13 protein-coding genes are annotated in these 10,726 nt (G+C 62.4%); 6 read left to right on the top strand and 7 right to left on the bottom strand.

From position 1 onward, the window contains the following. Positions 1 to 276 precede the first annotated feature (276 nt). Complete coding sequence (locus Q3C01_RS44135) at positions 277 to 960, top strand: DapH/DapD/GlmU-related protein (protein ID WP_458151608.1); 684 nt, start codon at positions 277 to 279, stop codon at positions 958 to 960. A gap of 35 nt (positions 961 to 995) precedes the next feature. On the opposite strand, the gene Q3C01_RS44130 is transcribed toward Q3C01_RS44135, so the two are convergent. Both Q3C01_RS44130 and Q3C01_RS44125 read right to left on the bottom strand, forming a co-directional pair. Next, positions 996 to 1,379, bottom strand: coding sequence for a hypothetical protein (locus Q3C01_RS44130; protein ID WP_458151607.1), 384 nt, complete (start codon positions 1,377 to 1,379; stop codon positions 996 to 998). 178 nt (positions 1,380 to 1,557) lie between these two features. Beyond that, positions 1,558 to 2,340, bottom strand: coding sequence for a hypothetical protein (locus tag Q3C01_RS44125; RefSeq protein WP_458151606.1), 783 nt, complete (start codon positions 2,338 to 2,340; stop codon positions 1,558 to 1,560). A gap of 116 nt (positions 2,341 to 2,456) precedes the next feature. On the opposite strand from Q3C01_RS44125, the gene Q3C01_RS44120 reads away from it, so the two are divergent. After that, positions 2,457 to 3,491, top strand: a complete 1,035-nt coding sequence (locus Q3C01_RS44120; protein WP_458151605.1) for an aspartate-semialdehyde dehydrogenase — start codon at positions 2,457 to 2,459, stop codon at positions 3,489 to 3,491. Between the two features lie 124 nt (positions 3,492 to 3,615). Here Q3C01_RS44120 and Q3C01_RS44115 read toward each other — a convergent pair whose 3' ends face one another. Next, a complete protein-coding gene (locus Q3C01_RS44115; protein ID WP_458151604.1) occupies positions 3,616 to 4,260 on the bottom strand; it encodes a carbonic anhydrase in 645 nt (214 codons plus the stop codon). A gap of 126 nt (positions 4,261 to 4,386) precedes the next feature. Between Q3C01_RS44115 and Q3C01_RS44110 the strand changes: the two genes are divergently transcribed. Continuing rightward, a complete protein-coding gene (locus tag Q3C01_RS44110) occupies positions 4,387 to 5,268 on the top strand; it encodes an HpcH/HpaI aldolase/citrate lyase family protein (protein ID WP_458151603.1) in 882 nt (293 codons plus the stop codon). Between the two features lie 78 nt (positions 5,269 to 5,346). On the opposite strand, the gene Q3C01_RS44105 is transcribed toward Q3C01_RS44110, so the two are convergent. Continuing rightward, on the bottom strand, positions 5,347 to 5,757 hold the full coding sequence (locus Q3C01_RS44105) for a RidA family protein (RefSeq protein ID WP_458151601.1): 411 nt from the start codon (positions 5,755 to 5,757) through the stop codon (positions 5,347 to 5,349). A 757-nt stretch (positions 5,758 to 6,514) separates the two neighbouring features. Next, positions 6,515 to 7,015 carry a DUF1269 domain-containing protein gene (locus tag Q3C01_RS44100; RefSeq protein WP_458151600.1) on the bottom strand — a complete coding sequence of 167 codons (501 nt, stop codon included), beginning with the start codon at positions 7,013 to 7,015 and terminating at the stop codon, positions 6,515 to 6,517. A 226-nt stretch (positions 7,016 to 7,241) separates the two neighbouring features. Between Q3C01_RS44100 and Q3C01_RS44095 the strand changes: the two genes are divergently transcribed. The 3 genes from Q3C01_RS44095 (at position 7,242) to Q3C01_RS44085 (ending at position 9,113) form a co-directional block, all read left to right on the top strand. Then, complete coding sequence (locus Q3C01_RS44095) at positions 7,242 to 7,514, top strand: SemiSWEET family sugar transporter (RefSeq protein WP_458151599.1); 273 nt, start codon at positions 7,242 to 7,244, stop codon at positions 7,512 to 7,514. Positions 7,515 to 7,701: 187 nt separating this feature from the next. Then, complete coding sequence (locus tag Q3C01_RS44090) at positions 7,702 to 7,947, top strand: DUF3551 domain-containing protein (protein ID WP_458151597.1); 246 nt, start codon at positions 7,702 to 7,704, stop codon at positions 7,945 to 7,947. 353 nt (positions 7,948 to 8,300) lie between these two features. Further along, entirely contained in the window at positions 8,301 to 9,113 is an 813-nt protein-coding gene (locus Q3C01_RS44085) for a BA14K family protein (RefSeq protein ID WP_458151596.1), read from the top strand. 42 nt (positions 9,114 to 9,155) lie between these two features. Here Q3C01_RS44085 and Q3C01_RS44080 read toward each other — a convergent pair whose 3' ends face one another. Together Q3C01_RS44080 and Q3C01_RS44075 are read right to left on the bottom strand one after the other, a co-directional pair. Further along, the gene (locus Q3C01_RS44080; RefSeq protein WP_458151609.1) at positions 9,156 to 9,575 is read right to left on the bottom strand and encodes a hypothetical protein; all 420 of its coding nucleotides are present in this window, start codon (positions 9,573 to 9,575) and stop codon (positions 9,156 to 9,158) included. A 287-nt stretch (positions 9,576 to 9,862) separates the two neighbouring features. Then, positions 9,863 to 10,648, bottom strand: a complete 786-nt coding sequence (locus Q3C01_RS44075) for a glycosyltransferase family 32 protein (RefSeq protein WP_458151594.1) — start codon at positions 10,646 to 10,648, stop codon at positions 9,863 to 9,865. Positions 10,649 to 10,726: the final 78 nt, after the last annotated feature.

Genomic DNA, 10,726 nt, shown 5'->3' with positions numbered 1-10,726 from the left:
CCAGCGGTCTGCGCACGGCGGACATCAAGTCGGAAGGCACCACCGCCGCCTCGACCACGCAGATGGGCGAAGCGATCCTGAAGGAATTGCAGAAGCTGCACGCGTAACGGCAAGAGTCGTAGCGCGTTGTAGGGTGGGCAAAGCGAAGCGTGCCCACCCCTTCTATCGCAGTCGCGGAGAGATGGTGGGCACGGCGCAAGAGCGCCTTTGCCCACCCTACGCGGTCCGGCGTAAACGTGACCGGGATGCACCGCCCCACATCTCAGGAGCCGCTTCATGGATGCCTCACCCCGCCCCAAGATCGCGGAAACCGTCATCCATGAAACGGTGCGCCTGCGCGAGGCGCAGATCGGGCGCCGTTGCGAAATCCTCTGCAACACGCGCATCGAATTCGCCTCGCTCGGCGACTATTCCTATCTCGGGGAGAACTGCGAGGTCGCCGACGCCGCGATCGGGAAATTCACGGCAATCGCCAACTCGGTGCGGATCGGCGCGCCGAACCATCCGATGGGTCGGCCGTCCCAACATCGCTTCACCTATTGCCCCGAGTATTACGAGGCGACAGCGACCCGTGACCGCGACTTCTTTGCGGAGCGCCGCAGCGACCGGGTGATCGTTGGCAATGATTGCTGGATCGGGCATGCCGCCATCCTGCTGCCGGGCGTGACGGTCGGCGACGGCGCGGTGATCGCCGCGGGCGCGGTCGTCAGCCGCAGCGTAGAGCCCTACACCATCGTCGGCGGCGTTCCTGCGCGTCCCATCCGCCAGCGCTTTCCCGATTCTGTCGCGGAGAGCCTGCGCCGTATCGCCTGGTGGGATTGGCCGGATGAGATCATCTTCGAGCGCTTGGGGGATTTTCGCTCCGAGGCGATCGAACGATTTTGCGAACGCCACGACCGGGCTTTTGGTACCCGGTCGGTAGAACCAGACGTCATCGCAAAACGAAATGGCCGGGCGTGAGCCCGGCCATTTCGATTCTATCTGCCATGTCCGCTTCAGTAGAGCGGAAAATTCCGCGGATAGCCGCCGACATCGGCCGGCGTCGACAGCGGCTGGCGATCGATCGGACGGTTGTTGTTCTCGCGGGCGAAGGTCGGATATCCGATCTCCGGCGGAAACGCATAGTCCATGAACTTGCGGTCGCCCGGATTGACCTCGGTGCCGCCGTCGAGCCAGGAGCGCTTGCTGACATAGATGCGGGTACGCGGGCCCTGCTGATAAACGACGTTGGGGCCGCTCGCTCCGTAATAGACGCGGCCGCGATCGTCATAGGTGCGCTTGGTCTGGGCGTCGACCGAGGCGGTGAAGCCGATGGCGGCAACAGTGCCCGCCGCAAGCCACAGCGCCAATTTGTTCGCGGCGGAAAATTTCGAGCTCATCACGTCCCCTTCAGGCGGCAGGCCGCCAATCGATTTCACCTCATACTAGCGCGCCGGGGGGGACCGCAACTAGGTCAATTGGGTCACACCGCGCCGGAATAATTGCGCCTGCGGCCAAAAGTTGCATGAAAACCAGTCACTTGCCTGCCGCTTGCCAGCTAGTTGGGCTTGCTGCGCGTCAAAGCGCGCCGCGTAGCTGCGCATTTCCGGCGCCCATCAGCCAGTCCGCGGAGGAAGGCGGGCCGCAGGGACGGCGCTTCAGCTCGGCATGGGCGAACAATTCGGCCAGCTTCGGCTCGTTGCCGGAGGTGAGCAGCGTCAGCCGGTTCAGCGTGCAGGCGATCGCGGCGCGCCGGGCGGGCAGCGCGTCGCCCTGGCACGACCAGCCGGAAATCTGCAAGCCCGGCTCTTCGATCCGCTTGAAATAGCCGAGACAGCCGGAGGCTTGCCCGCTCGGACGATACAGGGCTACGGAGCCGAACTTGCTGTCGATGACGCCGGCTTCCTCGAGCGGCGCCGCCGCACCGAGACCCATTCGGGTTGCCATGTCCGAAGGCAGGCGTGCGGCCGGGTCGAATTCATCGCCGAGCCGATAGATTTCGAGTTCGGCGACCGGGACCGGCGTATCGCCCACCCAGCGCATGATGTCCTTGCGGCCACCCTCGGGATGCCGAAGGATGATGTAAGCGTCTGTTTTGTCGTTGGAATCGAGGCGGCCGACAGCAAAGGCGGGATGCGAGCGGTCGGCCACGCTCCAGCCTGGTCTTGTCGCCGGCTCGTCGTCATGCAGGCTCGGCAATTGGCCGAGTGCGGCGAGGCCGAGGATGGCAAGCAGCGCCAGCGTCCCCACATAGACGAACAGGCGCGCCAGCGTGCCGACGATCTCGTCGGCAAAGCCTAGGAGTGCCAGATGGATCCTGGTTCTGGGAAATGCGGCCGCGGGGGCCTGGTACGGCGGCATCAATGCCTTCTGGCACGGTCAAACGTTGTCTTGAGGGCGGTTCTCGCATAGAAGCGCTGCTCTTCCTGGTTAAGCGCGCCGCTTTGGGAAGGCCTTTTTCATCCGGAGAGTGAACGATGGGTTACAAAGTCGCAGTCGTCGGAGCGACCGGCAATGTCGGACGGGAAATGCTCAACATCCTCGATGAGCGCAAATTCCCTGCGGATGAGGTCGTGGCGCTGGCCTCACGTCGCAGCGTCGGCGTCGAGGTCTCCTATGGCGATCGGACCTTGAAGGTCAAAGCGCTCGAGCATTACGACTTCTCCGACGTCGACATCTGCCTGATGTCGGCCGGCGGCAGCGTGTCGAAGGAATGGTCGCCGAAGATCGGCGCCGCCGGCGCGGTCGTGATCGACAATTCTTCGGCCTGGCGCATGGACCCGGACGTGCCGCTGATCGTGCCGGAGGTGAATGCGGACGCGACCAAGGGCTTTGCCAAGAAGAACATCATCGCCAACCCGAACTGCTCGACGGCACAGCTCGTCGTCGCGCTGAAGCCGCTGCACGACAAGGCGACCATCAAGCGCGTCGTGGTCTCGACCTATCAATCGGTGTCGGGCGCCGGCAAGGACGCGATGGACGAATTGTTCTCGCAGACCAAGGCCGTCTACACCAATGACGAGCTGATCGCCAAAAAATTCCCCAAGCGGATCGCCTTCAACGTCATTCCCCACATCGACGTCTTCATGGAGGACGGCTACACCAAGGAAGAGTGGAAGATGATGGCGGAGACCAAGAAGATCCTTGATCCCAAGATCAAGCTCTCGGCGACCTGCGTGCGCGTGCCGGTCTTCGTCGGCCATTCGGAAGCCGTCAACGTCGAATTCGAGAACCCGCTCGCAGCCGATGAGGCGCGCGAGATCCTGCGCAAGGCGCCCGGCTGTCTCGTCATCGACAAGCAGGAGCCCGGCGGCTACGCCACGCCCTATGAGGCGGCCGGTGAGGACGCGACCTATATCAGCCGGATCCGCGAGGATGCCACGGTCGAGAACGGTCTCGCGTTCTGGTGCGTGTCGGACAATCTGCGCAAGGGCGCCGCGCTCAACGCGATCCAGATCGCCGAGGTCCTGATCAACCGCAAGCTGATCACGGCGAAAAAGAAGGCGGCTTGAGGATTTGTAGGGTGGGTTAGCTTTGCGGCTGCGCGAAGCGCAGTCCGCCAAGCGTAACCCACCTCTTTGGTTTCCGCGGTGAAAGAAGCGGTGGGTTGCGCCTTCGGCTAACCCACCCTACGGACTACTCGCCTTCGCGTACGCTCTTGAATTCCTTCGTGACCTTGTCCAGCACGAACAGCGATCCCTCCGCGACGCCGAAATAAGCGCCGTGGAGCTGCATCTGGCCGACGTCGACGGCCTTGCGCACGAACGGGAAGGTCATGAGGTTTTCGAGGCTGCGGAACACCGCGGCTTTCTCGATGCGCTCGACGAATTGCGCCATCGTCTCGCGGTCGCGCTGCTCGACAACCTCGCCGGGCTTGATGAACATCTGCATCCATTTGCCGATGAAGTCGCCGGGGCTGAGCGGCTCGATCTTGTCGACGAAGGCGCGGATGCCGCCGCATTGCGCGTGCCCGAGCACCACGATGTGCTTCACCTTCAGCACCGTCACGGCATATTCCAGCGCCGCCGAGACGCCGTGCGCATTCTCGTCGGGCTGATACGTCGGCACCAGATTGGCGATGTTGCGCATCACGAATAGCTCGCCCGGACCGACGTCGAAGATCACTTCCGGCGAGACACGGGAATCGCAGCAGCCAATCACCATGACTTCCGGCGACTGGCCCTTCACCGACAATTCGCGATAGCGCGTCTGCTCGGTCGGCAGCCGCTGCGTCGCGAAGGCCTTGTAGCCGTCAAGCAAGTGCTGAGGGAAAGTGATCATGGCCTATGCCTAATCATATACCGCAGGGGCGAACAAGCCTTTCGAATAGGCAGGCCGGGTGCTATCGGCTCCGGAGAGAATGCTTTGACCTCCAGGGAACACTTGAAGCTTGAAGGGAACGCTCGCATGACCCGCCCGCGCCGCAGCCACCTGTTCATGCCCGGCTCCAACCCCCGCGCGCTGGAGAAGGCCCGCATCCTGCCGGCCGACGGCCTGATCCTGGACCTGGAGGATTCCGTCGCCCCGGACGCCAAGGCGATGGCGCGGGACCAGATCGCGGCCGCGATCGCCGCAAAGGGCTTTGGCAGGCGGGAGATCCTGATCCGCACCAACGGCCTCGATACGCCCTGGTGGGCCGACGACGTCGCCATGGCCGCAAAGTCCTCGGCCGACGGTATCCTGGTTCCAAAGGTCTCCAGCGTCGAGGATCTCGACACGATCGGCCGGCGCCTCGCCGAGCTCGGCGCCGCGCCGACGGTGAAGGTCTGGGCCATGATCGAGACCGCGCGTGCAGTCCTGCATGCAGAAGAGCTCTCGGCCGCTTCGCGTGATCCCAATACGCGCCTCGTCGGGTTCGTGTTCGGCCCCAACGACATTTCGCGGGAGACGCGGATCAGGATGCTGGAGGGCCGCGCCGCGATGATCCCGATGATCACCCATTGCATCCTGGCAACGCGCGCGCACGGCCTCGAGATCCTCGATGGGCCCTATAGCGACATCAACAACTCGAGCGGCTTCGCGACGGAATGTGCGCAGGGCCGCGATCTCGGCTTCGACGGCAAGACGCTGATCCATCCCTCGCAGATCGAGGCCTGCAACGTCATCTTCACACCGCCTGAGGAGGACGTCGCGCGTGCCCGAAAGATCATCGCAGCGTTCGAACTGCCCGAGAACGTCTCGCGCGGCGCGATCCGCCTCGACGGCCAGATGGTCGAGCGCCTGCACGCCGACATGGCGCGCCGCACGATCGAGATTGCGGACGCAATCGCCGCGATGAGCAAGGGCTAGGGCCTACGCTTGAAAGCGACGTTCGTCTTTCGCGAAGAGAATTGCCGCTCGTGACCGCGCCGTCCGGCGCGCAGCTGCTCATCGCTCTCGCGTCACCGCCGTAAGGTTCATCGTAAGCAAGACGCCTGGCTTGGGGAGTTCCTGGACAGAAAAAACTGTGCGCGCGGGTCTGTGGTCGCCCATCATCTCGATATAGGCGGCATTCATCGCCTCGAAGTCGGACATGTGCTGCAAGAACACGTTGATGTGAGTCACGTGGCTGAGGTCGGAGCCGACAGCATCAAGCATCACTTGGAATGACTTGAAGATTTGCCGTGTCTGCGCACCGATGTCTGCCCCTGCCAAATGTCCTGTCGCTGGATCGACTCCGGCGGTCCCCCCGATCCAAATATGTTCACCGACTTTGGCGATGTGATTGTAAGGTCCAATCGGTTTCGGCGTGTTCGGCGGCGTGAGTGTTTCTACCCGGGATTTCATCGTCTGCCTCATTTCGTATCTCACATATCAACACGCCGGCAGGTCTGAAAGGCGCCCCAACTCGGATTTCCGGGGAAGCTGCCATAGCGGCGTCGCTCGATCGCGATCGCGGGTGCGATCGTGGCGATGAGCAAGGGTAAAGGCTGTGCTCAGAAAAAGCGATGTCCGGCCGTCTGATGCCTACGGCCGGGCAAAGCGGTGACCATCACCTGTTGGGAATGCGCTCAGGGAGTGTTTGCGGTCGCTGCATTCCCGGCCGGCTTGACCCAGGTCGATTTGGCCCCGGTCGACCTGGCCTCGGTGGGCGAGCTGCCGGCGGGCGAACTGTCGGTGGGCGAGCTACCGGGCGGTGGCCTGGCCGTCGCCACCCACGCCACCCGGCCGGACCACCCCAGCCCATGCCGCGCCGCCAATTGTAGCCACACCAGTACCAGCCGCCGCCCCGCCATCCGCCGTTGTACCAACAGTAACGGCGGCCTCCCCAGGTGAACTGGACCGTTTCGGTAAGACGAAGCTGATCTGCGGCCTCATGCAGGCCCAGTGGTGCCATCAGGGCCGCCTGCGAACGACCGCCAGTCGTCATCGCCGCCGCCGAAGCAGCGGCGATAGCGAACGCCCATAAAGTCGATTTTCGCACGATCTGCTCCTCGCCGCCCTCGGCGACTCTTGCTCTCCCAAGCCTTGCCTCATGCGGCTAGCAGCCTTGGTCTAGACAGTCTTGGCCTAGACAGTCTTGGCCTAGACAGTCTTGGCCCAGACAGTCCTGGACCTAGGCAGCTTTGGACTGAGTTGCGGCTGCGAGTGTATCGCGCAGGTGCTGTTCCTTCTTTTCATCGAGCGAGGTCTTGAGGACCGTCCCTCCCGCAACCTTGATCTCATTGAGAACCTTGTCTGAGGTCATGCTCTGGATCAGCAGGAACAGAACGGCATCTCCCGATTTCACCTTCGCGGCGAGGTCCTTCATGAACTGATCTCTAATCCCGAAGTCGGTCAGCGCGCCGCCCAATGCGCCCGCGCCGGCACCGAGAGCTACGCCGATCAGAGGATTCAAGAACACCAGGCCAAACAGCAGTCCCCAGAAGCTGCCGCTCGCGGCGCCCGTCATAGTTGTGTTCACCAGCTGATTGAGTTTGACGGAATCCCCCGTTTTGACTGCGATCACGGCATCATTGATCGTGATCAGATACTCCTTCTGGAGCTTGAGTATTTTCTGCCGAACTTCCTCTGCTTTGGCTTCGGATGGGTACACGATCGCAACAAGGTCTGACATTGAACACTCCCGTACTGACTTGAGTGCTGCCCCTGCTCGCGCTTGATGCGCGCCGGCAACGTTTAACACAGACCGGAAAGTCTCTTGTCGGCTAATCGGTTCCATGTGTTCACGAGTCGGAGATGCTTTAAGAGCCCGTGCAATTTGAGTAAGCGGGATTGTCTTACGTGTCGTCAAACAGGGCGCGCCGCAAACTTGCCTGCCCGCGCATGTGAGAGGAGGGGTGATGGATCTCACTCAGATCGTCGGCTTCGCGGCGGGATTCGGGACGACGTTCGCCGCACTGCCCGACCTCATTGCCATGCTGAAGCGACGCTCGAGCGTCGGCATGACCCCCAGAATGGCGGCCATCATGGGCACTTTCCAAATTCTCTGGGTGATCTATGGCGCATCCATCGGCTCGAGGAACATCATCATGTGGAATGTGATCGCGGTCGCGACCAATTACCTGACCGTCGGCGCATACATGTACTTTCGTCGCCAAGAGGCGCGATCATGACGACAGGGCGCGCTCACATTTGACTTCGCCGGAACCCAGGCAGCGGGTGGATGTTCCGCAACACCCAGGCATCCGGCTAACGAGCCGTCGCTGCGAAGGGCTGCCGAATGAGGATTTTTGAAACCTTGCACGCGCGCTTAGCAACCACTGAACGAGCAGCACGTTTTGGCAATCTCGAACAAGAAGAATGGGGCAGAATCGCATAGGAGGAATCGGTATGTCGCGTGCAAAGCTGGCGCTTATCTCCGCGATGACGCTTCTCTCGATGGGCTTCGTTCTCAGTCCTCCAGCTGCCAATGCTGCCACGTTCTGTGCGCAATTGAGAGGGGCCAAAGCCGCCGGACAACCGGACTGCTCATTTTCGACGCTGGATACTTGCCGCGCGCGTGTAAGGCATAGGGGCGGCGGGCACTGCTATAAATTGACCCAGTAGACCGCTTGTCAGGGCGGCGCGCCGCCCCTGCGATCGAACCTCTCCAGCGTGGAGGCGTTCGGGCAATAACCCCGTAGTTTTCGGCCGCGGCGTTGCGGACGAGGTCGCCGTCGCATGCGCGCGGCCGAGCTGCTCTTCGCTGATGCCGGGGCGTCCGCAGGAACCGCACGGGAACATCATCGCGCAATCGCTCTAGTCATAATTTTGGTCGTCTCACTGTGCATTCTAGGCAGGGTGATGGTCACGGTCGTGGAGGGATGCTGACAAAAATGAAAGCGATGCGACTTTCCTGAATTCCCAGCCAGCGCAGGTCATCATTGACCTACCCGTCAAGTTGAAGAGGCGTCCTTCGCATGCGCTATCCGATAGAGATCGCACCGAAGAATGGGCACACCATCGTGCTCGAGGATGAAGCGAGCGAAAGCTTTGAGGTTGCTCGGTGGTCTGCCGAGACCGATGAATGGATCGGCGAGTACGGCGAAGTGATCCAGATGACGCCATCGCACTGGTACCCGTGCTACAATTTTTTTAAGTCCCCGCCGTCGGGTATGCCCCCCGAGCGACCCGCCACCGCGATGGGCTCTGCGCTTGCAGAGACTGTTCAGATTGTGCCACTGCACGAGCGACGAGGATCTGCACGTTGGTGGATCGCCGCAATGGTCATCGCAGGTGTCATTGGCGGGGTCTATTTGCAGCGGACAATGCTGAATCCCCGGGAGCTCTCGGCCACCACTGCGCTTGGGGGGGACGGTGCGAAGGCGCAAAGCAGAACCGAGACGACGGGATTGGCACGTCCACGCGGCAGCAGTGGGGCGAGCGAGGTGGCGCAACAACCCAAGCAGTCAATCGAGAGTGCGACGACGGAATTGCGGCAGTCGCTGCAGCAGGAGCACGATCGAGCCGAGGCGCTGGCAACTGAATTGGCACAAGTGCGCCAGGCCATCGAAGAGAAGAAAGCGATCCCGGTTGAGGACTCGCCGGCCACCAAGCAGCCTGCTGGCGTTGCTGTGGGGCAAGGTGAACAAGAGAATAGAGCAACTGAAACAGGCCGACGGCACCGGGCTGTGAGCCAGAGCACGGGCGCCAACTGTCAGCAATATCGAACCTATAATCCATCCTCCGGAAGTTACAGGGGCTATGACGGACAGGTCCATCCCTGCCCATAGCTGCCTTGAAGTACCCGCCCTAGCGAATGCTCCCGCGGGTCGTCAGTGCGGTGCGTGGCCCGTGCGATCGAGCGTCTCCAGCGTGGAGGCGTTCGGGCAATAACCCCCGTAGTTCTCGGCGGCGGTGCCGTCGGCGAGGTCGCGGTGACAGTGCGCCTTCTCGTTGCACAGAGCGCAAACGCGCTCCATGTCGCGGAGCAGAAGCGGCTGCGCGCGGCCGAGCTGCTCCTCGCTGATGCCGAGCTGCACCAGCATTTTCGGCAGTTCGTCGGCGGCATGGTGGCCGTGACGGACCAGCTCCTCGAGATCATCCGGTGAGACGCGCAGATCGCTTGCGATCCGGTTGAAGTCGGAACGATCGAGCTGCCGCATTTCATTCAACTCGCGGCGATGCTTCAGCCAGCCGGCAAAGGAATCGATGAGGTTCTGCACCACGGGATAAGGTCTGCTCTCGGTGCTCATCTCGAAGCTCCATTCGACGGTGTTGAAGCGAGTAGAGCAGACCTGCAGGAAATCGCGTTGCGCTGGATCAAACAGCGATGCGGGGTAAAGATAGTCGCATATGAGCATCCACGAGAGGTCGTCAATGCCCGGGCTTGTCCCGGGCATCCACGTTCTTCGTGCCGCCGGGCAAGGCGTGGATGGCCGGGACAAGCCCGGCCATGACGATGTGGATGCTTCGGCGCCTTAGCTCTTGAGGTCACGTGCTGGTCGCCCTGGGCGTCGCGGCAGGGCGGGTGGAGCACGAGTCACGCAAACCGCTCCGTCGCCCAGGCATACAGGCTTCCCGGAATCGGCTTCTGGCCACCGCGTCCCTTGGGCGAGATGTGCAGGCCGATGATCTCGGGGTTGGCGACGAGGCCGAGATAGTTGGATGGCTCGAAGAACAGTCTTGGCTCGGCATGCACGGCGTAGAACGATTGCTTCGGCAGTGCGTAGCTCAGTTCGCCGAAGCGGTGCGCGAGCGCGGTCAGCGCGGCGGGTCCGTAGATCGCGACGCGAATATCCGAGAGACGGTTCGAGCCGCCGCGCAGGCGGCGCAGTGCAAACGTCACGCGATGGCGCAGCGACAGCCAGTCCGGCGTCAGCTCCTCCTGCTTCATCAGCGCCTCGAATGCGCGAACGATGCCGTGCTCGGGCGGCAGATACAGCACGGAGTTTCCGAGCTGGCGCGGCCGCTCCCAGGCGAAATAGGGTTTTGCCGGATCGATCTCGACGGGCTTCAAGAGCAGCACGTCGGCGTCGAGCCACAGGCCTGCGCCTTGCGCCATCAGCTTCATGCGGAAGAAGTCGCTGAACTGAAGCGTGGTCCAGTCGCGCCAGCTTCCGTCCGGTTGCGGTGGCCGCAACTTTTCGGAGAACGCATGCGGCAGGATCGCCTCCGCTTCCGCGTTGTCGACACCGGCTGGAAGGCCGGGAATGGTGTCGAAGCTGTAGACCGTGACCCTATGCCCGGCCTTGAGCTGCGAGCGCAGACAGGTCTGGCGCAGCGCGTCCATCGGGCCATGCCAGAAGGTGACGATGTCGGGCAACATGCGCGGAAGCTATAAATGACAAACGCAAGAGGGCAAAGAACAAGCGGGCAAAGAAAAAGCCCCGGCGCGCATCGCACC

This window comes from Bradyrhizobium sp. UFLA05-109 (assembly GCF_054185165.1).
The sequence above is the reverse complement of the archived record's forward strand: the minus strand, read 5'-3'. Positions and strand labels throughout refer to the sequence as shown.